Source organism: Pseudoxanthomonas sp. 134C1 (assembly GCF_057773065.1).
This window is the reverse complement of record NZ_JBYMTH010000003.1, coordinates 210,702-235,944: the sequence shown is the minus strand read 5'-3', so window position 1 is coordinate 235,944 and position 25,243 is coordinate 210,702. Positions and strand designations below refer to the sequence as shown.

At 67.4% G+C, this 25,243-nt stretch carries 19 protein-coding genes; 10 read left to right on the top strand and 9 right to left on the bottom strand.

The features are described 5' to 3' along the window. Positions 1-39 precede the first annotated feature (39 nt). On the bottom strand, positions 40-444 hold the full coding sequence (locus AC3DEZ_RS08170) for a VOC family protein (protein ID WP_488387754.1): 405 nt from the start codon (positions 442-444) through the stop codon (positions 40-42). Between the two features lie 141 nt (positions 445-585). Here AC3DEZ_RS08170 and AC3DEZ_RS08165 point away from each other — a divergent pair, with 141 nt between their 5' ends. Then, entirely contained in the window at positions 586-1,329 is a 744-nt protein-coding gene (locus tag AC3DEZ_RS08165) for a metallophosphoesterase family protein (RefSeq protein WP_488387753.1), read from the top strand. A gap of 29 nt (positions 1,330-1,358) precedes the next feature. Here AC3DEZ_RS08165 and AC3DEZ_RS08160 read toward each other — a convergent pair whose 3' ends face one another. Beyond that, positions 1,359-2,297 carry an AraC family transcriptional regulator gene (locus AC3DEZ_RS08160; protein ID WP_488387752.1) on the bottom strand — a complete coding sequence of 313 codons (939 nt, stop codon included), beginning with the start codon at positions 2,295-2,297 and terminating at the stop codon, positions 1,359-1,361. Positions 2,298-2,545: 248 nt separating this feature from the next. Here AC3DEZ_RS08160 and AC3DEZ_RS08155 point away from each other — a divergent pair, with 248 nt between their 5' ends. Then, the gene (locus tag AC3DEZ_RS08155; protein WP_488387751.1) at positions 2,546-5,773 is read left to right on the top strand and encodes an efflux RND transporter permease subunit; all 3,228 of its coding nucleotides are present in this window, start codon (positions 2,546-2,548) and stop codon (positions 5,771-5,773) included. After that, entirely contained in the window at positions 5,770-6,894 is a 1,125-nt protein-coding gene (locus tag AC3DEZ_RS08150; RefSeq protein WP_488387750.1) for an efflux RND transporter periplasmic adaptor subunit, read from the top strand. Before AC3DEZ_RS08155 ends, AC3DEZ_RS08150 begins: the two co-directional genes overlap by 4 nt. Before the next feature lie 109 nt (positions 6,895-7,003). Here the strand turns inward: AC3DEZ_RS08150 and AC3DEZ_RS08145 are convergent, their stop codons facing one another. From AC3DEZ_RS08145 to aptA, 3 genes are all read right to left on the bottom strand, one after another. Continuing rightward, the gene (locus AC3DEZ_RS08145) at positions 7,004-8,497 is read right to left on the bottom strand and encodes a CoA-acylating methylmalonate-semialdehyde dehydrogenase (RefSeq protein WP_488387749.1); all 1,494 of its coding nucleotides are present in this window, start codon (positions 8,495-8,497) and stop codon (positions 7,004-7,006) included. Positions 8,498-8,519: 22 nt separating this feature from the next. After that, entirely contained in the window at positions 8,520-9,635 is a 1,116-nt protein-coding gene (ald, locus tag AC3DEZ_RS08140; RefSeq protein ID WP_488387748.1) for an alanine dehydrogenase, read from the bottom strand. Positions 9,636-9,713: 78 nt separating this feature from the next. After that, positions 9,714-11,090: an omega-aminotransferase AptA gene (gene aptA / locus AC3DEZ_RS08135; RefSeq protein ID WP_447102793.1), complete on the bottom strand. Its 1,377-nt coding sequence runs from the start codon at positions 11,088-11,090 to the stop codon at positions 9,714-9,716. A 418-nt stretch (positions 11,091-11,508) separates the two neighbouring features. Here aptA and AC3DEZ_RS08130 point away from each other — a divergent pair, with 418 nt between their 5' ends. Next, on the top strand, positions 11,509-12,057 hold the full coding sequence (locus AC3DEZ_RS08130) for a cupin domain-containing protein (RefSeq protein WP_488387747.1): 549 nt from the start codon (positions 11,509-11,511) through the stop codon (positions 12,055-12,057). Positions 12,058-12,115: 58 nt separating this feature from the next. Next, entirely contained in the window at positions 12,116-13,618 is a 1,503-nt protein-coding gene (locus AC3DEZ_RS08125; protein WP_488387746.1) for an aldehyde dehydrogenase, read from the top strand. A gap of 531 nt (positions 13,619-14,149) precedes the next feature. Here AC3DEZ_RS08125 and AC3DEZ_RS08120 read toward each other — a convergent pair. After that, positions 14,150-14,434: a hypothetical protein gene (locus AC3DEZ_RS08120; protein WP_488387745.1), complete on the bottom strand. Its 285-nt coding sequence runs from the start codon at positions 14,432-14,434 to the stop codon at positions 14,150-14,152. A gap of 414 nt (positions 14,435-14,848) precedes the next feature. Here AC3DEZ_RS08120 and AC3DEZ_RS08115 point away from each other — a divergent pair, with 414 nt between their 5' ends. Next, a complete protein-coding gene (locus AC3DEZ_RS08115; protein ID WP_488387744.1) occupies positions 14,849-16,132 on the top strand; it encodes an MFS transporter in 1,284 nt (427 codons plus the stop codon). An 80-nt stretch (positions 16,133-16,212) separates the two neighbouring features. Here the strand turns inward: AC3DEZ_RS08115 and AC3DEZ_RS08110 are convergent, their stop codons facing one another. From AC3DEZ_RS08110 to AC3DEZ_RS08100, 3 genes are all read right to left on the bottom strand, one after another. Beyond that, complete coding sequence (locus AC3DEZ_RS08110; protein WP_488387743.1) at positions 16,213-16,674, bottom strand: bacteriohemerythrin; 462 nt, start codon at positions 16,672-16,674, stop codon at positions 16,213-16,215. Positions 16,675-16,773: 99 nt separating this feature from the next. Beyond that, positions 16,774-18,063 (bottom strand): NAD(P)/FAD-dependent oxidoreductase, encoded by a 1,290-nt coding sequence (locus tag AC3DEZ_RS08105; protein ID WP_488387742.1) that lies wholly within the window; start codon positions 18,061-18,063, stop codon positions 16,774-16,776. Further along, positions 18,060-19,454, bottom strand: coding sequence for a glutamine synthetase family protein (locus tag AC3DEZ_RS08100; RefSeq protein ID WP_488387741.1), 1,395 nt, complete (start codon positions 19,452-19,454; stop codon positions 18,060-18,062). Before AC3DEZ_RS08100 ends, AC3DEZ_RS08105 begins: the two co-directional genes overlap by 4 nt. A gap of 210 nt (positions 19,455-19,664) precedes the next feature. On the opposite strand from AC3DEZ_RS08100, the gene AC3DEZ_RS08095 reads away from it, so the two are divergent. The 4 genes from AC3DEZ_RS08095 to AC3DEZ_RS08080 all read left to right on the top strand — a co-directional run bounded on the left by AC3DEZ_RS08095 (position 19,665) and on the right by AC3DEZ_RS08080 (position 25,202). Next, positions 19,665-20,444: a gamma-glutamyl-gamma-aminobutyrate hydrolase family protein gene (locus AC3DEZ_RS08095; protein WP_488387740.1), complete on the top strand. Its 780-nt coding sequence runs from the start codon at positions 19,665-19,667 to the stop codon at positions 20,442-20,444. A gap of 43 nt (positions 20,445-20,487) precedes the next feature. After that, entirely contained in the window at positions 20,488-21,879 is a 1,392-nt protein-coding gene (locus AC3DEZ_RS08090) for a glutamine synthetase family protein (RefSeq protein WP_488387739.1), read from the top strand. Between the two features lie 745 nt (positions 21,880-22,624). Then, entirely contained in the window at positions 22,625-23,989 is a 1,365-nt protein-coding gene (locus tag AC3DEZ_RS08085; protein ID WP_488387738.1) for an aspartate aminotransferase family protein, read from the top strand. A gap of 91 nt (positions 23,990-24,080) precedes the next feature. Next, a complete protein-coding gene (locus tag AC3DEZ_RS08080) occupies positions 24,081-25,202 on the top strand; it encodes a polyamine ABC transporter substrate-binding protein (RefSeq protein WP_488387737.1) in 1,122 nt (373 codons plus the stop codon). Positions 25,203-25,243 lie beyond the last annotated feature (41 nt).

Here is a 25,243-nt window from a genome sequence, read left to right as displayed (position 1 = left end):
CCGCCAGGCGCGCATCGTGGCAATGACGAAAGGGATGCTTCATCCCGCCGACCACTGGAAACACAACAGGAAGCCGTCCGGATCGCGGACGTACAACTGATTCATGCCGTACGGCGTGACCTTGGGCGGTTCCACGTCCACGTCCTTTGCCCGCAAATGCCGGTAGACCGCGTCCGGATCGGGACAGCCGAAGTAGAGGCAGACATCGCGATGCTGCGACAGGCGCTGCGGATCCGGCGAAGCCGGCCGGTCATCCGCTTCGTATGCCGTGTTCAACATCAGCTCGGCCTCGCCCAGCCGCAGCAGTCCCCAATCGAACTGATCGCCATCGCGCACCGAGGTTTCGACGATCTCGAACCCCAGCACGTCCCGGTAGAAACGGACGGACGTCGGCATGTCGAAGACCTGCAACAACGCGCATACACCACGCACTTCGATGCTCATGATGTTCTCCAACGGTCGGTGCCACCCTTGCGGCGGCTGACGAACGGGACGGGCCCGCGGATTCCGGTGCCGCAGTATCGCACCGCGCAGGGCATCCCGTTCTGCTAGATTCACCGGTTCCCCTCGATACGCATGGCGCCCATGACCCGCATCGCCGTCGTCTCCGATATCCATGGCAACCTCGCCGCGCTGGAAGCGGTGGCGGACGACATCCGCGCGCGTGGCGCGACCCGGGTGGTCAACCTCGGCGACAACCTGTCCGGACCGCTGCTGCCGCGCGAGACCGCCCGCTTCCTGATGGACTCGGGCTGGTTGTCGCTGGCCGGCAATCACGAACGGCAGATCCTGCAATTGCTGCGGGACGGACGGGGCGGAGAATCCGACCGCTACGCGGCATCCCGACTGGGCACCGCGGAACTGGACTGGCTGCGTTCGCTGGAATCCTGCGTGCGCGTGGACGACGACCTGCTGCTGTGCCACGGCACCCCGCGCAGCGATTGCGAGCATCTGCTGGAAACGGTGGTGGGGCCGGGGACGCGAATGGCGTCGGGCGACGAGATTGCCCAGCGGTTGGCGGGGGAAACCGCTCCCGTCATCGCCTGCGGACACACCCATGTGCCGCGCGTCGTGCGCACGCCATCGGGGCAGCTGTTGTTCAATCCCGGCAGCGTCGGCCTGCAGGCGTATCGCGACGATCATCCGGTGCCGTATGTGGTCGAGAACGGTTCGCCGCACGCGCGCTACGCGATCCTGGAAAAGGTCGCGCATGGCTGGCGGGTGGAGCACATCGCCTTGCCCTATGACCACCTCGCGATGGCCCGGCTGGCCGGCGAACGCGGGCGCCCGGAATGGGAGTGGGCGCTGCTCGCCGGCTACCTGGATTGACCGGCGTTTCCGCCGACGGCCCCGGGCGCTCAGGCGCCGGGACGCACCGTCAGGCGCACCTGCCCGATCTCCGAGCGCGGAGGGGCGCCGAACAGGCGCTTGTATTCGCGGCTGAACTGGGAAGGACTTTCGTAACCGACCCGGTGCGCGGCGGCGACCGCGTCGATGCCGTCGGCCAGCATCAGCCGGCGTGCCTCGTGCAGGCGCAGCTGCTTCTGGAATTGCAGCGGCGACAGCGTGGTGACGGCCTTGAACTGGTGGTGCAGCGAGGACGTGCTCATGTGCACCGATTGCGCCAGCTCATCGATGTTGAGCGGATGCAGGAAGCGTTGACGCAGGTGCGCGACCGCGCGCGAGATGCGGTGCGAGCGGGTGTCGGCGGCGGCGATTTCGCGCAGGCTGTGACCGAGGTCGCCGACCAGCACGCGGTAGAAGATTTCGCGGATCGCCAGCGGCGCCAGCACCGGCAGGTCCGTCGGCGTGTCGAGCAGGCGCATCAGCCGCAGCACCGCATCCAGCAATGGGGTCGTCACTTTGGCGGCGTACAGTCCAGGGTCGAGACGGTTGGATGTGGGCTGCGGTCCGGCGTCCAGCATCAACGAGGCGATCACCGCCGGATCGATGTCCAGGCGCAGCGACAGGTAGGGTTTCTCCGGTGTGGCTTCGATCACCTGCCCGATCATCGGCAGGGTCACCGACACCACCAGGTAGTTCAGCGGGTCGTAGCGATAGGTCTGCCCGGCCAGGGTCGATTCCTTGCTGCCTTGGGCGACGATGCACAGGCGTGGTTCGTAGACCGTGGGAATGCAGGGCGTCGGCGTATCCCGCCGCATCAGGTGCAGTTGCGGGATGGCGGTGGCGTGGCTGCCGTCGGACGTTGCCAATTGGGCAATCCGATCCGCCAGTTCGGCCTTCGCCGCGCACGTCGTGCGCTGGGCGAGGGTATCCGCGGAAGTGTTGGCGCTCATGGCGATGGAGGGGGGCGGGGGTAAGGCGATTATTCGTAAGCGCGCCCGCTCATGCAAAGGCCGCCGCGCGGGTTTGCAGAAATAGGCAAGCATTGGGCAGCAATGTACTAACGAACACGCCGGTGAGCCGTCTAACGTAAAGGTCCCCCACCGGATGAGGCGCCCGCGCGCCTCGCGATGCGGGACGGTGCCCGCTCGCCGGGGTGCCGCCCGCGTACCGGCTTCCCCCGTCGTTGGAAGCACGCCCCATGTGGATCGTCCAGTACGCGCTCAACCGTCGCTACACCATCGGGGTGCTCGCCATCCTGATCCTGCTGTTCGGCACCCTGTCGGCCCGGCGCATGCCGACCGACATCCTGCCCGAGGTCGGCATTCCGTCCATCAACCTGGTCTGGACCTACAACGGCCTGTCGGCCGCGGACATGGCCGCCAAGATCACCACCTTCTCCGAGGCGGCCATCCTCAACACCGTGGATGACCTGAAGGAAGTGCGCTCGGAGACCATCAACGGCGCCAGCATCATCCGCATCGACTTCCAGCCCAACGTCAGCCTGGATCGCGCGCTCGGCCAGATCACCGCGGTGTCGCAGACCATCCTGCGGCGCATGCCGCCGGGCACCTCGCCGCCGCTGGTGGTGCGCAACAACGTATCCAGCACGCCGGTGCTGCAACTGGTGCTGTCGTCGGATTCGCTGACCGAGGCGCAGCTTTACGACTACGCGCGCCTGCAACTGCGCTCGCAGATCCAGACCATTCCCGGCATCCGCATGACGCTGCCCTACGGCGGCGCGGCCCGGCAGGTGATGGTGGACCTGAATCCGGCGGCGTTGCAGACCTATGGACTGACGCCGTCCGACATCACCGGTGCGCTCGAGCGCGGCAGCCCGACCCTGCCGTCGGGTTCGATCCGCGAAGGTGCGCGCGAGTTGCAGATCTCGCTCGACGCCAGCCCCGCCTCGGTGCAGGAGTTCCTCGACCTGCCGGTCGCCACCCGCGACGGCGTCGTGCTGTACGTACGCGACGTCGCCTCGGTGCGCGACGGCGGCGCGTTGCAGACCAACATCGCGCGGATGGACGGCTCCAGCGCGGTGTCGGTGGCGCTGATCAAGCTGGGCGGCGCCTCGGCGGTGGAGATCGTGCGCGCGGTGCGCGAGCGGCTGCCGGAAATCGAGGCGTCCGCGCCGCCGGGCATGCGCATCGCGCCGATCTTCGACCAGTCGGTGTTCGTCGACAACGCCATCGGCTCGATCCAGCACGAGGCGGTGCTGGTCGGCCTGCTGGTGGCGCTGGTGGTGCTGGTGTTCATCGGCTCCTGGCGTTCCAGCCTGATCGTGCTGTCGGCCATTCCGCTGGCGCTGCTGGCCAGCGTGGCGATGCTGGACCTGCTGGGTTACACCTTCAACGTGATGACCCTGGGCGGACTGGCGCTGGCGATCGGCATCCTGGTCGACAACGCGGTGGTGGACGTGGAGAACACCAACCGCAACATCGCCCTGGGCAAGGACGTGCGCACGGCGATCCTGGACAGCGCCCGCGAGGTGGTGTTCCCCGAGTTCGTCTCCACCGTTTCCATCTGCATCGTACTGACGCCGATCCTGTTGATGACCGGCCTGTCGGCATGGGTGTTCACCCCGCTGGCGCTGGCGGTGATCTTCGCGATGATCGCCTCGTTCCTGCTGTCGCGCACCCTGATCCCGGTGCTGTGCTACCTGTTGCTGCCGGCGGACATCCGCAGCCGCGAGAACCCGCGCTGGGCGCCGGAGAAACTGCTGCTGGGCATCAACCACAGGGTCGAGCACATCCTGGAATCCCTGCGCGAGCGTCATCATGCGCTGCTGGTGCGACTGGGCCATCACGGCGGCGTGCTGGCGATCGCCGCGCTGCTGGTGATCGCGGTGGGCGTTGGCGCCGGTGCGCTGCTGGGGCGCGAGTACTTCCCGCAGGTCGACGCCGGCCAGCTGCGGCTGCAGGTGCGCATGCCGTCGGGCACGCGACTGGAGCAGACCACCCAGCGCCTGACCGAGATCCAGCGCGAGATCCGCCGGATCATCCCGGCCGACGAGTTGCAGACCGTGTACGAGCAGATTGGCGTGCCGGACGCGATCAACCTGTCGCTGGTGGACAGTGCGGTGGTCGGATCGTTCGAGGCCGAACTGATGTTGCAGCTGCGCTCGCCACACGCGCCGACCCGCGACTACCTGGCGCGGATCCGCCAGCGCATGGTCGAACGCTTCCCCGACGTGAAGGTGTTCGAGCGTCCGCCGGACGCCACCAGCCGCACCCTGGCAGGCTCGGCCGCCGCCGCCTTCGAGGTGCGCCTGATCGGGCGTGACGTGCCGGGCAACCTGGCTTTGGCGCGCGAGGTGGAAAGCCGCCTGCGCCAGGAGCCGGGCGCGGTGGACGTGGCGCTGCGGCAGATCCTGGATCTGCCCGAGTACCGCGTGCACATCGATCGCACCCGCGCCGCCCAGCTCGGGCTGGACGCGCAGCAGGCCAGCCGCGCGGTGCTGTCGGTGCTCGGTACCTCCGGCACGGTCACGCCGGTGTACTGGACCGACACCGTCAACGCGATCGCCTACACCGTGCAGGTGCAGGCGCCGCCGGCCAGCCTGCCCGACGCCGAGACCCTGCTGAACATGCCGCTGCGCATCGGCGGGGAAGGGCAGGCGGTCCTGCTGCGCAACATCGCCACCGTGACTCCGCGCAACGTGCCGGCCAGCATCGCCCGCACCACGCTCGCTCCCACCGTCAGCGTGCTGGCGAACGTGCAGGGCACCGATCTGGGTTCGGTGTACTCGCGCCTGACCCGCATCACCGCCGACGTGCAGGCGCGGATGAAGCCGGGAAACCGCGTCGAGATCACCGGCCAGGCCGGCGAGATGCAGAGCGCCTACGGCGAACTGGCCGGCGGGCTGCTGATGTCGGCGGTATTGGTGTTCCTCGTACTGGTGATCAACTTCCAGTCGTGGATCCAGCCGCTGGTGGCGATGTCCGGCTTGCCGGTCGCCATCGCCGGCGCGGCGATCGGCCTGTTCATCACCGGCACGCCGTTGAGCGTGCCGGCGCTGATGGGCCTGATGATGGTGATCGGCGTATCCACCGCCAACAGCGTGCTGGTGACCAGTTTCGCGCGCGGCCTGATCGCCGACGGCCACGATCCGGAACTGGCCGCGTACGAATCCGCCGCCGTGCGCCTGCGCCCGGTGCTGATGACCGCCAGCGCGATGGTGCTGGGCATCATCCCGATGGCGATCGGCCTGGGTGATGGCGGCGAGCAGAACGCGCCGCTGGGCCGCGCGGTGATCGGCGGCCTGCTGTTCGGCACGCCGGCCACGCTGGTGCTGGTGCCCTCGATCCTGGCCGTGCTTGGCCGCCGGCAGAAGCGCCGCGCCGAAGCTGCGCGGGCCGGCGATATCTCCGCTGTTTCTTCCCCCACCGCCACCGGCGACGCCGCCGGCGCAGGAGTCTCCCCATGAAGACCGTTCCCGTTACCGGCCTGCTGCTGGCCGCCGCCGTCGTGGCCGGCATCGCCACCCTCAGCGGCTGCGGCCGCAGTTCCGCCGCCACCCAGCCGGCCAGCGCCGTGCAGGAAGTACTGACCACGCCCGCCAAGGCGGCGGACCCGCAATCCGAACTGCGGTTGCCGGCACGCGCCGAAGCCGGCGAGTCGGCCAGGCTGTACGCGCGTGCCACCGGTTTCGTCAGCGAGCGCCGGGTGGATCTCGGCGATCAGGTGAAAGCCGGGCAGGTGCTGGCAACGATCGCCACACCGGAAGTCGATCAGGCCGTGCGTGAGGCCGCCGCGGATCTGGAACTCGCGCAGGCCAATCAGGCGCTCGCCAAGGCGAACTTCGATCGCGCCGACGTGCTGGTCGGATCCGGCGCCATCTCGAAGGAACTGCACAGCGAACGGCTGGCGAGTCTGAGCGCGGCGCGCGCGGCCACGTCCGCCGCGCAGGCGCGCCTGTCCAGCGCCCGCGAGCGCCAGGGCTTCCAGGTGGTGCGCGCGCCGTTCGACGGCGTGGTGGTGGCGCGCAATGTCGAACGCGGCGATCGCGTGGTCGGCGATTCGGCGTCGGCGACGCTGCCGATGTTCGAGGTCAACGCGCTGGATCCGCTTCGCATCGTGGTCGACGTGCCGCAGAACGCGGCCCTGCAGGTGCGCCCGGGCATGGCCGGCCAGATGCGCTTCCTGGAACTGGCCGATCAGGCCTTCGACGTGGAAGTGGTGCGCAGCGCGCAGAACATCTCCAGCAGCGTCGGCGCGATGCGCATCGAACTTCGCCTGCCCAATCCGGAGAGCCGCATTCCCGCCGGCATGCTGGGTGAAATCGGCCTGAAAGTGCCGCGCGCGGTGCCGGCGGTGCTGGTGCCGGTGTCGGCGGTATCGCAGGACGCCAGCGGCGCGCAGGTGGCGGTGGTCGGTGGCGACGCGCTGTTGCAGTTCCGCAAGGTGGTGCTGGGTCGCAACCTGGGCAACGAGGCCGAGGTGCTGTCGGGCCTGAAGCCCGGCGAGCAGGTGGTGCTGGCGCCGAACGCGATGCTGGTGGCCGGGCAGAAGGTCAGCGCGAAGGTGAACGCGCCGGCGAAGAAGTAAGGCGCGTCTTCCCTGTTTTCCGTGGGAGCGGCGTGAGTCGCGATGCGATTTCGGGAAAAGCTTGCAACCTACGTCGTTCCCACAAGGCGACGGTGAGAAACACCGGCGCTCACTTCATCGTCGGCATGACGAATTCCGCGCCGCGGGCGCCTTCGGGCCAGCGGGCGGTGATGGTTTTCAGGCGGGTGTAGAAGCGCACGCCGTCCGGGCCGTGCACGTGCAGCGGGCCGAACAGCGAGCGTTTCCAGCCGCCGAAGCTGTGGAACGCCATCGGTACCGGAATCGGCACATTGATGCCGACCATGCCGGCCTGCACCTGGTGGGCGAACTCGCGCGCGGCGCCGCCGTCGCGGGTGAACACAGCGGCGCCGTTGCCATACTCGTGCGCGTTGACCAGTTCCAGCGCGGTCTCCAGATCGGGCACCCGCACCACGCACAGCACCGGGCCGAAGATTTCCTCGCGGTAGATGCGCATGTCCGGGGTGACGTGGTCGAACAGGCAGCCGCCCAGGAAAAAGCCATCGGCGGAGCCTTCCACGACCAGCCCGCGCCCGTCGACCACCAGCGTGGCGCCTTCGGCGACGCCCAGATCGACATGGCCGCGCACTTTGTCGCGATGCGCGCCGGTCACCAATGGTCCCATTTCGGTGTCGCGGCTGCCGGGGCCGATCTTCAATGCGGCGACCTGCGGCGCGAGCTTCTCGATCAGCGCGTCGGCGGTGTGATCGCCCACGCACACGGCCACCGAGATCGCCATGCAGCGCTCGCCGGCCGAACCGTAGCCGGCGCCAAGCAGCGCGGCGGCCGCGCCGTCGATATCCGCGTCGGGCAGCACCACCATGTGGTTCTTGGCGCCGCCCAGCGCCTGCACGCGCTTGCCGTTGGCGCTGCCACGCGCATAGATGTACTCCGCGATGGGGGTGGAGCCGACGAAGCTGACCGCCTGCACGCGCGGGTCGTCCAGCAGCGCATCCACCGCTTCCTTGTCGCCATGCACCACGTTGAACGCGCCATCCGGCAGGCCGGCCTGGCGCAGCAGTTCGGCCAGCATCAGGGAGGCGGACGGATCCCGCTCGGAGGGCTTGAGGACGAAGGTGTTGCCGCAGGCCAGCGCCACCGGGAACATCCACAGCGGCACCATCGCCGGGAAATTGAACGGGGTGATGCCGGCGACCACGCCCAGCGGCGCATGTTCGCTCCAGGAGTCGACGCCGCGGCCCACGTTCATCGAATGCTCGCCCTTGAGCAGGTGCGGAATGCCGCAGGCGAACTCCACCACTTCCAGCCCGCGGGTCACTTCGCCGCGCGCATCCGACAGCACCTTGCCGTGCTCGTAGGTGATGCGCAGGGCGAGCTCGTCCGCGTGCCGTTCCACCAATTCCTTGAACCGGAACAGCACCCGCGCGCGGTTGAGCGGGGTGACCGCGCTCCACGCCGGGAATGCCGCCTGTGCGGCCTGGACCGCGGCGCCCACTTCGACGGCCGAAGCCAGCGGAACGTGCGAGGCGACGTGGCCGGTGGCGGGGTCGAAAACCTCGCCGTGGCGGCCGCTGCTACCGGCCACCGGATGGCCGTTGATGAAGTGGTGGAGGATTTCGGTCATGGGGGCGATTCGGGTTTCGGGTTCAGCCCAGCGCCTGCGCCGCCGGTACGTAGGGATAGCCCAGATCCTCGGCCACGGCCCGGTAGGTGATCTTGCCGGCGTAGACGTTCAGGCCGTTGAGCAGGTGGGGATCGTCCAGCAAGGCGCGGCGCGCGCCCTTGTTCGCCAGTTGCACGGCGAAGGGCAGGGTGGCGTTGGTCAGGGCGAAGGTGGAGGTGCGGGCGACGCCGCCGGGCATGTTGGCGACGCAGTAATGGATGACGCCGTCCACTTCATAGGTCGGATCCTGATGGGTGGTGGGATGGCTGGTCTCGAAGCAGCCGCCCTGATCGATGGCCACGTCCACCAGCACCGAGCCCGGACGCATCAGCTTCAGCTGCGCGCGTGACACCAGCTTGGGCGCGGCCGCGCCGGGGATCAGCACCGCGCCGATCACCAGATCGGTGTAGGGCAGGCGTTCCTCGATCGCGTCGTGGGTGGAATAGATGGTGGTCAGGCGATCGCCGTACAGCTCGTCGATGTACTTCAGGCGATCGATGGAACGGTCGAGGATGGTGACGTGCGCGCCCAGGCCCATCGCCATGCGTGCGGCGTTCAATCCGACCACGCCGCCGCCGATGACCAGTACCTCCGCCGGTTTCACCCCGGGCACGCCGCCGAGCAGGATGCCGGAGCCGCCCTGCGCCTTCTCCAGCGCGTGCGCGCCGGCCTGGATCGACATGCGCCCGGCCACTTCGCTCATCGGCGCCAGCAGCGGCAGGCCGCCGCGGTTGTCGGTGACGGTCTCGTAGGCGATGGCGGTGACCCCGGAAGCGATCAGCGCCTTGGTCTGCTCCGGATCCGGCGCCAGGTGCAGATAGGTGTAGAGGACCTGGCCGGGTCGCAGCATCGCGCATTCCACCGGCTGCGGTTCCTTGACCTTGATGATCATGTCGGCGCGCCGGAAGATCTCCTCCGCGCCGCCGACGATTTCCGCTCCCGCCTTGGCGTACTGCTCGTCGGTCAGGCCGATGGCCTTGCCGCCATCCTTCTGCACCATCACCTGGTGGCCATGGGCGATCAACTCGCGCGCACCGGCCGGGGTCAGGCCGATGCGGTACTCATGGTTCTTGATTTCCTTGGGAACGCCGATCAGCATGTTTCTCTCCGTTGCGTGAGGATGGATGCGCGTGGGGAGCGCCGGGGCGTGCAGGAGGCGGGTGACGGAATCCGGTGGTCAGGCGGTGGTGCGGATGATATCGGCCAGGGTGGCGAAGATGCGATCGATGTGGCCGCGTTCGACGATCAGCGGCGGCGACAGGGCGATGACGTCGCCGGTGACCCGGGTCAGCAGGTTGCCCTCGTGGAAGGCACGGTTGAACACGTCGTAGGCGCGGGCGCCGGGCGCCCCCGGACGTGGCACCATCTCGATCGCGCCGATCAGGCCGAAGTTGCGGATGTCGGCCACGTTGGGCAGATCGCGCAGGCCATGAATGGCGTCCTCCCAGTAGTCGCTCATCTCCAGTGAACGCTGGAACAGGTTCTCCTCGGCATAGGTGTCGAGTGTCGCCAGCGCGGCGGCGCAGGCCAGCGGATGGCCGGAATAGGTGTAGCCGTGGAACAGGTCGATGGCGTTGTCCGGGCCGTGCGAGAACGCGTCGTGGATCTTCTCCGAGACGAACACCGCGCCCATCGGCACGCAGCCGTTGGTGAGGCCCTTGGCGGCGGTGATGATGTCGGGGGTGACGTCGAAGCGTTGCGCACCGAAGGCGCGGCCGAGGCGACCGAAGCCGGTGATGACCTCGTCGAAGATCAGCAGGATGCCGTACTTGTCGCAGATCTCGCGGATGCGGCGCAGATAGCCTTCCGGCGGGATGATCACGCCGGCCGAGCCGGAGATCGGTTCGATGATCACCGCGGCGATGGTGGAGGCGTCGTGCAGCGCGACCAGGCGCTCCAGATCCTCGGCCAGTTCGATACCGGATGGCGGCAGTCCGCGCGAGAACGCGTTGCGCTCCAGATCCAGGGTATGGCGCAGGTGATCCACGCCCGGCAGCAGGCTGCCGAACCACTTGCGGTTGTTGGGCAGGCCGCCGACCGAAATGCCGCCGAAGCCTACACCGTGGTACGCCTTCTCGCGGCCGATCAGGCGGGTGCGCTGGCCCTCGCCGCGCGCGCGGTGATAGGCCAGCGCGATCTTCAGCGCGGTGTCGACAGACTCGGATCCGGAGTTGGTGTAGAAGACGTGGTTGAGATCGCCCGGGGTCAGTTCGGCCAGCCGCTCGGCCAGCACGAACGGCAGCGGCGAACTCATCGAAAAGTTGGGCGCGAAGTCGAGCGTCTCGATCTGCTTCTTCACCGCCTCGACGATGCGCGGTCGCGCATGGCCGGCGTTGCAGCACCACAGGCCCGCCGTGGCATCGAGAATCTCGCGGCCATCGACCGATCGGTAATGCATGCCGGAAGCGCTCGCGAGCAGGCGTGGCGCCGCCTTGAACTGCTTGTTGGCGGTGAACGGCATCCAGAACGCATTGAGCGATTCGGGCGCCTGCAGGGCCTGGGTCTGGTAGAAATCGGCCAGCGCGCGGGAGGAGGAGGGGGCGTCGGCGCTCATGGCGGCTCCTGGCTGCGGGGGTAGGGCCGCAGCTTACCGCGTTGAATAAACTTTACAACTGCCGTTGATATGGCCTGGCTCCGGCTTTTGCTTCTGTGCTTTAGGGCCCCCTTTCAGGCCGGCGGATGGCGCGGGTCAAACCCCGCAGGGGCGGCGCGCAGGAAGCGCGCCGTTTCCGGCAGGCACATGGATGTGCCTTCCGGAAATTCCCGCGCTGTCCGCGAACCCGGCGCCTCTGGCGCCGGGCGGCCGACCGGGGGAGTGCTTTCTTTGGTTACTTTCTTTGCACGGGCAAAGAAAGTGACCCGCGCGCAGCGCGGAAGCTTTTCGAGTGGGACGACAGGGGGCACCCCAAATTGACGCCCTCCTCACCGGGTGTAAAGTATCCGCAACATCCGCCACCGGTACGCCCACGGGAATGGACATCGGCGCCCGCCTGCAACTCGTCCGCAAATCAAAGCACCTCAGCCAGCGCGAGCTGGCCAAGCGCGTGGGCGTCACCAACAGCACCATCTCGCTGATCGAACAGAACAAGGTCAGCCCTTCGGTCAGTTCATTGAAGAAGGTGCTGGACGGCATTCCGATTTCGCTGGCCGATTTCTTCACCCTGGACCTGGAAGCCGGCCTGCCCGACAACCCGTTCTATGGCGTGGACGATCTGCCGGACGTCGGCAGCAACGGCATTCACTACTTCCTGGTCGGCCAGCATCGCCCGCAGCGGCAGATGTGCATCCTGCGCGAGGTGATGCCGGCCGGCACCGACACCGGCGAGGCGATGCTGCGCCACGAGGGCGAGGAGGGCGGGGTGATCATCGCCGGCCGCCTGGAAGTGACCGTGGGCGACCAGGTCCGCGTGCTCGGGCCCGGCGAGGCCTACTATTTCGAAAGCCGGGTCCCGCACCGCTTCCGCAGCGTGGGCGAGGACGACGCGGTGATCGTCAGCGCCAACACCCCGGCCACATTCTGATTCTCCGCCGCCGCCCGCGTGGCGGCGGCGTCGCCACCCATTCCCCCAGGAGCCGACGATGAACGCACCCCGCACCCGCGAAGACTGGCTGGCGATGGCCGGCGGCCTGTCCATCCGCAGCCAGGCCTTCATCGACGGACGCTACGTGGACGCGGCCAGCGGCAGGACCTTCGACTGCGTCAGCCCCATCGATGGGCGGGTGCTGGCGAAGGTGGCCGAGGGCGCTGGCGAGGACATCGATCGCGCGGTGGCCGCGGCGCGGCGCAGTTTCGAGTCCGGTGCGTGGGCCAATGCGAAGCCGACCCACCGCAAGAAGGTGCTGCTGAAGTTCGCCCAGTTGATCGAGAAACATGGCGACGAGCTGGCGCTGCTCGAGTCGCTGGACATGGGCAAGCCGGTCACCGACGCGCGCCAGGTGGACGTGGCCGCGACGATCCGCTGCGTGAGCTGGACCGGCGAGGCGCTGGACAAGGTGTATGGCGAAATCGCCGCCACCGGCCCGGACGAACTGGGCCTGGTGACCCGCGAGCCGCTGGGCGTGGTCGGCGCGATCGTGCCGTGGAATTTCCCGATGCTGATGGCGGCGTGGAAGTTCGCGCCCGCGCTGGCGACCGGCAATTCGATCGTGCTGAAGCCTTCGGAGAAATCCCCGCTGAGCGCGATCCGGCTGGCTGAACTGGCGATGGAGGCGGGCATTCCCGCCGGCGTGTTCAATGTGGTGCCCGGATTCGGCAAGGAAGCCGGCGAACCGCTGGCACTGCACATGGATGTGGACGGACTGGTGTTCACCGGTTCCACCGCGGTCGGGAAGCGCCTGTTGCAATGCGCCGGCCTGTCGAACATGAAGCGCGCCTACATGGAATGCGGCGGCAAGAGCCCGAACCTGGTGTTCGCCGACGCGCCGGATCTGGACAAGGCCGCCGAGGCTGCGGCCGGCGGCATCTTCTACAACCAGGGCGAGGTGTGTACCGCCGCCTCGCGCCTGCTGGTGGAGCGTTCGATCAAGGATGAGTTCGTCGCCCGCGTGGTCGAGGCGGGACGGAAGATGCAGCCGCGCCACCCACTGGATCCCGGAGCGCCGATGGGTGCGATGGTCGATGAAACCCAGACCGCGCGCGTGCTGGGCTACATAGAGAAGGGCGTGGCGGAGGGCGCGAAGCTGGTGCTGGGCGGCGGGCGCGCCGAGGTGGTGTCCGGCGGCTGCTACATCGAGCCGACGGTGTTCGACGGCGTCGCCCACGAGCACACCATCTCGCGCGAGGAAATTTTCGGCCCGGTGCTGTCGGTGATCGCCTTCGACACCGAGGAACAGGCGCTGCGCATGGCCAACGACACCGAGTACGGTCTGGCCGCCGGCGTGTGGACGCGCGACATCGCCCGCGCCCATCGCGTCGCGCGCAGACTGCGTGCCGGCAGCGTGTGGGTGAACTATTGGGACGGCGGCGACATGACCGCCCCGTTCGGCGGCTACAAGCAGTCCGGCAACGGTCGCGACAAATCGCTGCACGCCTTCGACAAATACACCGAGGTCAAGGCGACCTGGATCAATCTGGCGGATTGAGGCGGTCCGGCAACTTTCCCTGTGGGAGCGACGTGAGTCGCGATGCTCTCGCTCCGGAACACGTGAGACTTCGCGAGTTTTCGCGACTCACGCCGCTCCCACAAGAACGTTTGCCCGGTTCACGGTCGCGACTGGCGTCGCTCTCCTGCAGGTACACCGAGGTCAAGACGACCTGGAACAACGTGGCGGATTGAGGCGGTCCGGCAACCTTCCCTGTGGGAGCGACGTGAGTCGCGATGCTCTCGCTCCGGAACACGTGAGACTTCGCGAGTCTTCGCGACCCACGCCGCTCCCACAAGAACGTTTGCCCGGTTCACGGTCGCGACTGGCGTCGCTCTCCTGCAGGTACACCGAGGTCAAGACGACCTGGAACAACGTGGCGGATTGAGGCGGTCCGGCAACTTTCCCTGTGGGAGCGACGTGAGTCGCGATGCTCTCGCTCCGGAACACGGGAGACTTCGCGAGTTTTCGCGACTCACGCCGCTCCCACAAGAACGTTTGCGCGGTCCACGGTCGCGACTGGTGTCGCTCCTACAGGTCCGGGTCTTCGGGAGTGAATGGCCGATGGGTGCGCGGCGCATCGGGTAGTTGCTGGTCCAGCGATTGCCGGTAGCGGATGCAGCCGCGCAGGAACTGTGGCCACTCGGGGACTTCCGGCTGCGGATCGCTTTTCTCGGGCAGCAGGCCCCACAGCGCGGGATGGTGCCAGCACAGATCGTGCCCGGTGCTGTCGCGGTGCTCGCGGATGCCGGCGCGCAGCCGGCGTACTTCTGAAATCAGTTCGTCGCGCGAGAGCGTGTCCAGATCTTCATCCATGGCGGGGCTCCTGCATGAAGGGGGAACGTGGGGAGGATCGCATGAAAGCGGGGAGGAGGTGTGTGGAATGGCGCCAGGAGCAAATTCCCCGTCGCCTGCTTCGCAGTCGCCCGCCCCCTTTTGCAAAGGGGGAAAGGGGGGCTGTCTTTCACTATCACGACAGTCCGCGATGACCTTCCCCTTTGCAAAAAGAAGGACCGAGGGGGATTTGCCCTTTGCGTCGGAGGCAAGCCAATCGAACGGCTGGTCCTCCCCCCTTGAAAAGGGGGACCGAAGGGGATTTACCCTTTGCATCAGAGGCAGGCCAATCGAACGGTTGGTCCTCCCCCTTTGAAAAAGGGGGACCGAGGGGGATTTGCCTTTGCTCACCCCCGGATCTGCCAGAATCGGGCCGTCACCCCCCTCCGCGCTCCCATGACCGCCACCGCCGTTGCCGATCCCGCCCTGCCGGGCAATTCTCCCCGTCGCGTCCTGTTCGCCAGCCTCATCGGCACCACCATCGAGTTCTTCGATTTCTACATCTACGCCACCGCCGCGGTGCTGGTGTTCCCGAAACTGTTCTTCCCGGAAGGCGATACCGGGGCGGCGACGCTGCAGTCGCTGGCGACCTTCGCGCTGGCGTTCTTCGCCAGACCGATCGGTTCGGCGATATTCGGCCATTACGGGGACCGGATTGGCCGCAAGGCCACGCTGGTGGCTGCCCTGCTGACCATGGGGCTGTCCACCGTCGCCATCGGGCTGCTGCCGACCTACGCCAGCATCGGCATCTTCGCGCCGCTGCTGCTGGCGTTGTGCCGGTTCGGCCAGGGACTGGGGCTGGGCGGAGAATGGGGCGGCGCGGTACTGCTGGCGACCGAGAACGCGCCGCCGGGAAAGCGCGCCTGGTATGGCATGTTCCCGCAACTGGGTGCACCGATCGGTTTCCTGTGCTCGACCGGCATCTTCCTGCTGCTGACCGAATTGATGACCGACGCGCAGTTCCTGGCCTGGGGCTGGCGCATTCCGTTCCTGGCCAGCGCGGCGCTGGTGATCGTCGGCCTGTGGGTGCGCCTGCGCATCACCGAGACGCCTGATTTCCAGAAGACCCTGGACCGCGACGAACGCGTGCGCCTGCCGATGATCACCGTGCTGAAGCAGCACCCGCGCGCGCTCCTGGCCGGCACCTTCGCGGCGATGGCGACCTTCGTGCTGTTCTACCTGATGACGGTGTTCGCGTTGAGCTGGGGCACCTCGCGGCTGGGCTATTCGCGCGAGCAGTTCCTGCTGCTGCAGATGGTCGGCGTGCTGTTCTTCGCCATCGGGATTCCGGCGGCCGCGCTGTACGCGGACCGGCGCGGGCGGCGGCGGGCGATGATTCTCGCCAGCGTCGCCATCTTCGCGTTCGGGCTGGCGTTCGCGCCGCTGTTCTCTTCCGGCAACGCCGCCGGCGTGTTGCTGTTCCTGGCGCTGGGCCTGGGCATCATGGGCCTGACCTACGGACCGTGCGGCACGATCCTGGCGGAGATGTTTCCCACCGAGGTCCGCTACACCGGCGCGTCGCTGGCGTTCAACCTGGCCGGCATCTTCGGCGCATCGCTGGCGCCCTACGTGGCGACCAAGCTGGCCGAACAGTTCGGACTGGCCTACGTGGGCTATTACCTCTGCGCCGCCGCGGCGCTGACCCTGCTGGCGCTGTGGCTGATGCCGCGTCCGCGTTGAGGCGCATGGCTTCGCCGCCATCGCGCAGCGGGGCAAAGCTCCGCTTTACGGGCAGCGGAACCGGCGGGGCAAGCCCCGCTCTACCGGAACAGCCGCTTGAGCGTGCGGCCCAGCCAGCCGCCTTCCTGGTGCTTCCGGGCGAACAGGTTGAGGTGGTGCTTCACCGCGTCGGCATAGTCCTTGTCGTCGCTGCGGATGTGGTTGTACAGCCACCGCGCGAGCATGGATCGCAGTTCGTCGCCGATGTCGTCGCCGGCCTCGAAGCGCAGCCGGTACTCGCCCACGCGCTTGGCGAACAGCTGATGCACGCGCTTGTGCGCGGCCGAGAACGGATAACCGGCCTCTTCCATCAGCTCCTCCTCGAAGGCGAAATGGGAGAGGGTGTAGTCGACCAGTTCCTCGATCACCTCGGCGACCGCGATCCGTTCCATCGAACGGTTGGCGATGTGCAGCCGGTTGATCATCTCGACGATGCGGCGGTGCTGGGCGTCGATCACGTCCACGCCGGTGTTCAGGTCGTCCTGCCAGACGAGTAGGGCCATGTCGGTACTTCCCGCACGCCGGGGTGTGCGTGCCTGGAAAACACTCTAGGAAGGGCCCGCCCGCGGGGCATTGATTCCGATCAAACCGGCGGGAAATGCCTACCAGAGTGCGTCGCGCAACTTGTACCAGGCCATCGCCGCCACCAGCATCGGCGTGCGCAGCAGGCGGCCGCCCGGGAAGGGGCGGTGGGGGATGCGGGCGAAGGCGTCCAGGCGTTCGGCCTGTCCACGGATGGCTTCGGCGATGACCTTGCCGGCCAGGCCGGTGGCCGCCACGCCGTGTCCGCTGAAGCCCTGGGCGAAGTAGACGTTGGGCGCCAGCCGCCCCCAGTGCGGCGCGCGGTTGAGCGAGATGTCGACGTAGCCGCCCCAGACGTACTCGATCCCGACCTCGGCCAGTTGCGGGAACACCCGCCGCATCCGTCGCGCCATGGTCCCGCGCAGGTTGGGCGGGGGCAGGGTGGAATAGCTGGCGCGGCCACCGAACAGCAGGCGGTGGTCGCGGCTCAGGCGGAAATAGTCCAGCGCCCAGTTCACGTCGGCCACCGCCATGCCGTTGCGGATGAGCGCGCGGGCGCGTTCCTCGCCCAGTGGCGTGGTGGCGCCGATGTAGGTGCCGACCGGCATGATCCGCGATTCCAGCTCCGGCGCGACGCCGCGCAGCCAGGCATTGCCGGCCAGCACGGCGAAATCGCAACGGACCTGCCCGGCGTCGGTGTGCAGGATCGGGGCGGCGCCACGTTCCATCCGGGTGACCCGCGAATGCTCGAAGATGCGCACGCCGGCCGCGAGCGCCGCGCGGGCCAGGCCGAAGGCGTATTCGAGCGGATGCAGATGGCCGCTGAGCGGGTCGTAGATGGCGCCGAGATAGCGATCGCTGGCCAGTTGCGCGCGCAGTTGTTCGCGGTCCCACCATTCCATCGGATAGTCGTAGTGCTCGGCCATGTGCGCCTGCCAGCGCTTCAGCGCCTGCTCCTGGCGCGGCTTGATCGGCACACTGGCGTGTCCATCGCGCCAGTCGCAGGCGATGGCGTGGCGATGGATGCGATCCCGCATCAGCGCCATGCCGTCGCGCGAGAAATCGAACAGGCGGCGCGCGTCGGCGCGACCGACCAGGCGCTCCAGGGTGTCCTGCTCGCAGCCGTAGCCGACGATCGCCTGGCCGCCATTGCGGCCGCTGGCGCCCCAGCCGATCCGCTCGGCTTCCAGCACCACCACGCGATAACCGGCTTCGGCCAGTTCCAGCGCCGCCGACAGGCCGGTGTATCCGGCGCCGAGGATGCACACGTCGGCCCGCAGTTCGCCTTCCAGCCGCGGCTGCGGCGGCAACGGCGCGGCGCTGGCCGCGTACCAGGAGGGCGGATAGGCGGCGGCGTCGCGCCGGCTCATACCGACCGCAGGTACCAGTCGTATTCCAGATCGGTGACCTGGGTGTTGAAGCTGCGCATTTCCTTGAGCTTCTGCTGGCCGTAGATATGCCGGAACGGGGCGCCGAACCATTCGGCGACGAAGTCGCTGGCGAGAAAGTCGTCGATGGTGTCACGCCAGAACGGGGTCAGGTTCTCGGTCTGCTCGTAGGCGTTGCCGACGATCGGTGGGCCGGGATCGAAGCCGTTCTCGATGCCGTGCAGCATGCCCGCCAGCACCGCGGCGGTGACCAGGTAGACGTTGGCGTCGGCGCCGGCGATGCGGTGTTCGACCCGTGTATTGGCCTCGCTGCCGTGCGGGATGCGCATGGCGACGGTGCGGTTGTTGTAGCCCCAGCAGGTATTGAGCGGCACGAATGCGTTGAGCACGAAGCGCCGGTAGCTGTTGGCGTTGGGCGCGAACAGCAGCAGGCAGTCGGCGGCGCTGCGCTGCAGCCCGCCGATGGCGTGGCGTAACGCATCGGCTGGCTGTCCGACCGGCGAGGCGAACACGTTGCGGCCCTCGCCGTCCAGCACGCTGACGTGGATGTGCATGCCGCTGCCGGCCTGATCGACCAGCGGCTTGGCCATGAAGCTGGCCAGCGCGCCCTGCTGCTGGGCGATCGCCTTGATCGCGCGCTTCAGGTAGATGGCGTCATCGCACGCCAGCAGGGCGTCGTCGCGATGCTTGAGGTTGATCTCGAACTGCCCGGGCGCGTATTCGGCGACGGCGGTGTCGGCGGGAATGCGCTGGACGCGGCAGGCGTCGGCGACCGCGTCGGTGAAGCCGCGATAGTCGTTGAGGTCTTCCATGTAGTAGACCTGCGTGCTGCGGTTGGGCGCGCCGGTGGCGGGATTGCGCGACGCCACCGGACGGCCGTCGGCGTCCGGGCGCTGCTCGAACAGGTAGAACTCCAGTTCCACCGCGACCACCGGCTTCAGTCCGCGCGCGGCGTAGCGCGCCAGCACCCGCCGCAATACCTCGCGCGGATTGGCCTCGAACAGGCCGCCGGCCGCGTCCTCCATCGCCAGCAGCAACTGCGCCATCGGCCGCGGCGCCCACGGCACGAATCGCAGCGAGCCCGGCACCGGCCGGCAGATGCGGTCTTCGTCGCCGATGTCGTAGCCCAGCCCGGTTTCCTCGACCGTGTTGCCGGTGATGTCGGTGGCGATCAGCGACATCGGCAGGCAGACCCCATCGGTGTAGACCTTGTCCAGCGCATCGCGGGTGATGCGCTTGCCGCGCAGCAGCCCGTTCATGTCCGGCAGGATCAGGTCGATCAGTTCGCAGCCGTGGATGCCGCGCAGGGTGGCGGCGTCGTCCTCGGGCAGACCCGCGGCGGCGGGTGATTCGGGGTGGGAAGGGAGGTTCATGCAGGCGCTCCGGAAGGCCGGAGCCAGCTTAGCAGAGGAGATGCATTGTCAAGAATACTCAACGATGCTCCCGGCGTCGGGTACGAAAAAATGCCCGAAACCGGTGCTGCTGCGCACCATTCAGGGGCGTGTGGCGGCTGATTGGCGCCCCGTGTTGTAAAAATAAAACGGCCGGGCTAAGGTGAGTCCAAGCCATCCCGAGCCCCCTGCATGACCAGCCAGCCGCTGGTCGGCCTGCCGACCGATCACAAGCAAATCGGCGCGCATCCCTTCCTCGCGGTCGGGGAGAAATACATCCGCGCGGTGGTCGACGGCGCCGGCGCGATGCCGGTGCTCCTGCCCACGCTGGACCCGGCGTTGCCATTGCGCGAGTTCCTGCGTGGCGTGGACGGCATCATGCTGACCGGCTCGGTCAGCAACATCGAACCGCATCATTACAGCGACGAATCCAGCTACGAGGGCAACCTGCTGGATCCGCGCCGCGACGCCACCAATCTGGCGCTGATTCCGCTGGCGATGGACATGGGCGTGCCGCTGCTGGCGATCTGCCGCGGTTTCCAGGAAGTCAACGTCGCCCTCGGCGGAAGCCTGTACCAGAAGGTGCATGAGCAGCCCGGCTTCATGGATCACCGCGAACGTCCTGACGATCCAGTGGACGTGCAGTACGGTCCCGCGCACGCCATCACGCTGGCGCCGGACGGCCTGCTGGCGCGCTGGGCGGGCGTGGAGCGGGTGAAGGTCAATTCGCTGCACGGGCAGGGCGTGCGCCGGCTCGGGCGCGATCTGATCGTGGAGGCGACCGCGCCGGACGGGCTGATCGAGGCCTTCCGCCACGACGGCCCGGGCTTCCTGCTCGGCGTGCAATGGCATCCGGAATGGCGGGTCACCGAAAACCCGTTCTATCTGTCGATCTTCCAGGCCTTCGGAACCGCCTGCCGGGAGCACGCCGATCGGCGCGCACGGGAACGCCCGCCGCCCCGCGCGGCGTGAAGCGATTGCGTCCTTCCCGTTCCCCTTTCCGAACCGTCTTCCCATGAGCCAGAAAAAAAACGCCCGAAAACAGACCACGCCGCAGCAGACCGAAGAGAGCGCGCTGCGGCGCTGGCTGAAGGAACGCCGCATCACCGAGGTCGAATGCCTGGTGCCGGACATCACCGGCAACGCACGCGGCAAGATCATTCCCGCCGACAAGTTCTCGCATGATTACGGCACCCGCCTGCCCGAAGGCATCTTCGCCACCACCGTCACCGGCGACTATCCGGACGACTACTACGAACTGACCTCGCCCTCGGACTCGGACATGATGCTGCGCCCGGATCCGGACACCGTGCGGATGGTGCCGTGGGCGGCCGATCCCACCGCGCAGATCATCCACGACTGCTACACCAAGGCCGGACAGCCGCACGAACTGGCGCCGCGCAACGTGCTGCGGCGCGTGCTGGCCGAGTACGAGAAGGCGGGCCTGCGCCCGGTGGTGGCGCCGGAGCTGGAATTCTTCCTGGTGCAGAAGAACACCGATCCGGATTTTCCGCTGCTGCCGCCGGCCGGCCGCTCCGGGCGCCCGGAGACCGCGCGCCAGTCGTACTCGATCGACGCGGTCAACGAGTTCGACCCGATCCTGGACCTGATGTACGACTACTGCGACGCGATGGAACTGGACGTGGATACGCTGATCCACGAATCCGGCGCGGCCCAGCTGGAAGTCAATTTCACCCACGCCGGCGCGATGTCGCTGGCCGACCAGGTGTTCCTGTTCAAGCGCACCATGCGCGAGGCCGCGATGCGACACGGCGTCTACGCGACCTTCCTGGCCAAGCCGATGGAGAACGAGCCCGGCAGCGCCATGCACATCCACCAGAGCGTGGTGGACGCGAAGAAGGGGCACAACGTGTTCAGCGGCAAGGACCCGGGCAGGTTCAGCCCGGTGTTCGGGCACTACCTGGCCGGCCTGCAGAAGTACGTGCCGATGGCGATGGCGTTCTTCGCGCCGAACGTCAATTCCTACCGTCGCCTGATGTTCGGCGAGGTCTCGCCCAGCAACGTGCAGTGGGGTTACGACAACCGTACCTGCGGCCTGCGGGTGCCGATGGACACCCCGGAGAACATGAGGGTGGAAAGCCGCTTCGCCGGTTCCGACGCCAATCCCTACCTGGCCATGGCGGCGACCCTGGCCTGCGGCCTGCTGGGCATCCGCGAGAAGCTCAAGCCGACCGCGCCGACTTCCGGCAGCGCCAAGGAAATCGGCTACGACCTGCCGCGTTCGCTGGGCGAGGCGCTGGACGGGCTGGAGGCCTGCAAGCCGTTGCAGGAGATGCTGGGGCCGCGGTTCGTGCGGGCGTATGTGTCGGTGAAGCGCAAGGAGTACGAGACCTTCTTCCGCGTGATCAGTTCGTGGGAGCGGGAATTCCTGCTGTTGAACGTCTGAGTGTTCATGGTGCGAGATCTTTTGGGCCATCGTGGGATGGGGCGTCGGGCGCTGGCGCGCGTGGGTGGTGCCGGCCGCCGGCCATGGCGCGCTTGCCGCGGGGCATCACTTTTCTTTGCTTGTGCAAAGAAAAGTAACCAAAAGAAAGCACACCCCGGTCCTCGCGCCCCAGCCGCTGCGCGGCCGGGGTCCGTGTCACCGATGGGAATTTTGGGAAGGCACATCCCTGTGCCTGCCCAAAACGCCGCGCGTCGTGCGCGGCGCCCTGAAGGGTTTACCCACCGATGCCACCGCTGCGGATGGGGGCCCAGGAGCAAGGGCCAAAGCCGAAGCCGAAGGGCCTCTGTGCTAGGTAGGAGTGGCCTCCGGCCGCGAACTCCTCGCGACTTTGCCTTTGCCTTTGCCTTTGCCGTTGCTTTTGCTTTTCGGGCCCCCGTTGAGGTGTGGCAAGCGGGCCGGGTAAACCCGCAGGTCGGCGCACAGGACGTGCGCCGTTTTCGGCAGGGGCAGGATGCCCCTTCCGAAAATTCCCGGACCGATTGCGGACCCGGAGCGAAGCGGAGGGTACGCCGTCAGGGGTGTGTTTCTTTGGTTCCTTTCTTTGCACAAGCAAAGAAAGGGACGCCTCGCGGCGAGCGCGCCATCGGTGAGCACCGACGACGCCATCATGCGCAAGCGCCCTGAGCGCTTCAGTTCGAATCCAGCGCTAACAACAAGCCATAAAGAACGTTATCCCGGAGTCCTCATGGAACACCTCGACATCCGCACTCTCCAGAAGCTCGACGCCGAACACCACCTGCACCCTTTCAACGACAACGCCGCCCTGGCGAAAAAAGGCACCCGCATTCTCACCCGCGGCGAGGGCTGTTATGTGTGGGACGCCGAAGGCAACCAGTTGCTTGATGCCTTCGCCGGCCTGTGGTGCGTCAACATCGGCTACGGGCGCAGGGAACTGGGTGAGGTCGCGTCGAAGCAGATGACGCAACTGGCGTACTACAACAGCTTCTTCCAGTGCACCACCGAACCGACCATCGAACTGGCGGCCAAGCTGGCCGAACTGGCGCCTGGCGACATCAACCATTCCTTCTTCGTCAATTCCGGCTCCGAGGCCAACGACACCATCCTGCGGCTGGTGCGGCACTTCTGGGCCGTGCAGGATCAGCCGCGCAAGAACATCTTCATCGGCCGCCACGACGGCTACCACGGCACAACCATGGCCGGCGCCAGCCTGGGCGGCATGAAGGGCATGCACAAGCAGGGTGGCCTGCCGATTCCGGACATCCACCACATCGATCCGCCGTTCTGGTTCGCCGACGGCGGCGAGTTGTCCGAGGACGAGTACGGCCGGGTCGCGGCGCGCCGGCTGGAGGACAAGATCCTGGAGCTGGGTCCGGAACGGGTGGCCGCCTTCATCGGCGAACCGATCATGGGCGCCATCGGCGTGTACATCCCGCCACGCACCTACTGGCCGGAAATCGAGCGCATCTGCCGCAAGTACGACGTGCTGCTGATCGCCGACGAGGTCATCTGCGGCTTCGGCCGCACCGGCGAGTGGTTCGGCTCGCAGTACTTCGGCTTCCAGCCGGACATCATGCCGGTGGCCAAGGGCATCACCTCCGGCTACATCCCGCTGGGCGCGGCGATGTTCAACGACCGTGTGGCGAACGTGCTGAAGGCGCAGGGTGGCGAGCTGGCGCACGGCGCCACCTATTCCGGACATCCGGTGTGCGCGGCGGTGGCGCTGGAGAACATCCGCATCCTGCAGGAAGAGAAGATCGTCGAACGCGCCAGGACCGAGATCGCGCCGTATCTGGCGCAGCGCTGGGCCGAACTGGGCGAGCATCGGCTGGTCGGACAGGCGCGCATCGCCGGCCTGGTCGGGGCGCTGGAACTGGTGCCGGACAAGGGCCAGCGCGGGTTCTTCCCGGATCGTGGTTCGGTCGGGGTGATGTGCCGCGACTTCGCCCTCAAGCGTGGCCTGATCCTGCGCGCCACCTGGGATGCGATGCTGCTGTCGCCGCCGCTGGTGATCACCCGCGAGCAGGTCGACGAGTTGTTCGACAAGGCCTGGAAGGCGCTGGACGACACCGCCCAGGCGCTGGGTCGCTGACGTTGGAGACGGCGGGCGGTCAACGGGTTCCCAGGCTGGCGGCGGGGCGTATCATGTCCGCCATCACCTTTCTGCTTCCAGGAGAAGCCCCATGAAGTTCCGAGCATTGACGATTGCGCTGGCCGCGGCCGGTGCGCTGGCGGCCTGTGGCGGCGCCGAGGAGAAGAAGGCGGCCAAGGCGGCCGACGAGAAGGTCGTCAACGTCTACAACTGGTCGGACTACATCGCCGAGGACACCATCCCGAACTTCGAGAAGCAGACCGGAATCAAGGTCACCTACGACGTGTTCGACAGTGACGAGATGGTCGAGACCAAGCTGCTGGCCGGATCCAGCGGTTACGACGTGGTGATTCCCTCGCTGAGCTTCCTGGGCCGGCAGATCCAGGCCGGCGTGTTCCTGCCGCTGGACAAGTCGAAGATTCCCAACCTGAAGAACGTCGATCCGAAGTTGCTGGAGCGCATCGCCCTGCAGGATCCGGGCAACCAGTACGCCGTGCCCTATCTGTGGGGCACCAGCGGCATCGGCTACAACGTGGACAAGGTCAAGGCGGCATTCGGCAACACCGACGTCACCGGCAGCTGGGACCTGGTGTTCAAGCCGGAGAACCTGTCCAAGCTCAAGGATTGCGGCGTGACCGTGCTGGACACCCCGTCGGAGCTGATCCCGATCGCGCTGAACTACCTGGGCGAGGATCCGCACAGCTTCGATCCCAAGGTCATCGACAAGGCCGCGGCGCTGCTGAAGGGGATCCGGCCGTATGTCCGCAACTTCCACTCCTCGTCCTACATCAACGATCTGGCCAACGGCGACGTGTGCCTGGTGGTGGGCTGGTCGGGCGACGTCATCCAGGCGCGCGATCGCGCCGACGAGGCGGACAACGGCGTGCACATCGGCTATTCGATTCCGAAGGAAGGCGCTCCGCAGTGGTTTGACATGATGGCCATCCCCAAGGACGCCAAGCATGTGGAGAACGCGTATGCCTTCATCAACACCATGCTGGATCCGAAGGTGGCCGCGGCCAACACCAACTTCGTGACCTATCCGAACGCGGTGCCGGCGTCGAAGCCGATGGTCGATCCGTCCATCGTCAACGATCCCACCATCTATCCGCCGGCGGAGGTCGACGCCAAACTGTTCACCTTCGCGGTGCTGCCGCCGGAAGTGGACCGCCAGTACACCCGGATCTGGACGGAGTTGAAGACGGGCAAGTAACCGGAGCAGGGCCGCCACGCGCGGCCCTGCTCTTTGGGGGG

Coding starts and splice junctions, on each gene's coding strand:
- AC3DEZ_RS08100 (WP_488387741.1), bottom strand. CDS start 19,454: ATGAACCTCCCTTCCCACCCCGAATCACCCGCCGCCGCGGGTCTGCCC.
- AC3DEZ_RS08170 (WP_488387754.1), bottom strand. CDS start 444: ATGAGCATCGAAGTGCGTGGTGTATGCGCGTTGTTGCAGGTCTTCGAC.
- AC3DEZ_RS08155 (WP_488387751.1), top strand. CDS start 2,546: ATGTGGATCGTCCAGTACGCGCTCAACCGTCGCTACACCATCGGGGTG.
- AC3DEZ_RS08165 (WP_488387753.1), top strand. CDS start 586: ATGACCCGCATCGCCGTCGTCTCCGATATCCATGGCAACCTCGCCGCG.
- AC3DEZ_RS08110 (WP_488387743.1), bottom strand. CDS start 16,674: ATGGCCCTACTCGTCTGGCAGGACGACCTGAACACCGGCGTGGACGTG.
- AC3DEZ_RS08085 (WP_488387738.1), top strand. CDS start 22,625: ATGGAACACCTCGACATCCGCACTCTCCAGAAGCTCGACGCCGAACAC.
- AC3DEZ_RS08095 (WP_488387740.1), top strand. CDS start 19,665: ATGACCAGCCAGCCGCTGGTCGGCCTGCCGACCGATCACAAGCAAATC.
- AC3DEZ_RS08160 (WP_488387752.1), bottom strand. CDS start 2,297: ATGAGCGCCAACACTTCCGCGGATACCCTCGCCCAGCGCACGACGTGC.
- aptA (WP_447102793.1), bottom strand. CDS start 11,090: ATGAGCGCCGACGCCCCCTCCTCCTCCCGCGCGCTGGCCGATTTCTAC.
- AC3DEZ_RS08130 (WP_488387747.1), top strand. CDS start 11,509: ATGGACATCGGCGCCCGCCTGCAACTCGTCCGCAAATCAAAGCACCTC.
- AC3DEZ_RS08150 (WP_488387750.1), top strand. CDS start 5,770: ATGAAGACCGTTCCCGTTACCGGCCTGCTGCTGGCCGCCGCCGTCGTG.
- AC3DEZ_RS08105 (WP_488387742.1), bottom strand. CDS start 18,063: ATGAGCCGGCGCGACGCCGCCGCCTATCCGCCCTCCTGGTACGCGGCC.
- AC3DEZ_RS08145 (WP_488387749.1), bottom strand. CDS start 8,497: ATGACCGAAATCCTCCACCACTTCATCAACGGCCATCCGGTGGCCGGT.
- AC3DEZ_RS08080 (WP_488387737.1), top strand. CDS start 24,081: ATGAAGTTCCGAGCATTGACGATTGCGCTGGCCGCGGCCGGTGCGCTG.
- AC3DEZ_RS08125 (WP_488387746.1), top strand. CDS start 12,116: ATGAACGCACCCCGCACCCGCGAAGACTGGCTGGCGATGGCCGGCGGC.
- ald (WP_488387748.1), bottom strand. CDS start 9,635: ATGCTGATCGGCGTTCCCAAGGAAATCAAGAACCATGAGTACCGCATC.
- AC3DEZ_RS08090 (WP_488387739.1), top strand. CDS start 20,488: ATGAGCCAGAAAAAAAACGCCCGAAAACAGACCACGCCGCAGCAGACC.
- AC3DEZ_RS08115 (WP_488387744.1), top strand. CDS start 14,849: ATGACCGCCACCGCCGTTGCCGATCCCGCCCTGCCGGGCAATTCTCCC.
- AC3DEZ_RS08120 (WP_488387745.1), bottom strand. CDS start 14,434: ATGGATGAAGATCTGGACACGCTCTCGCGCGACGAACTGATTTCAGAA.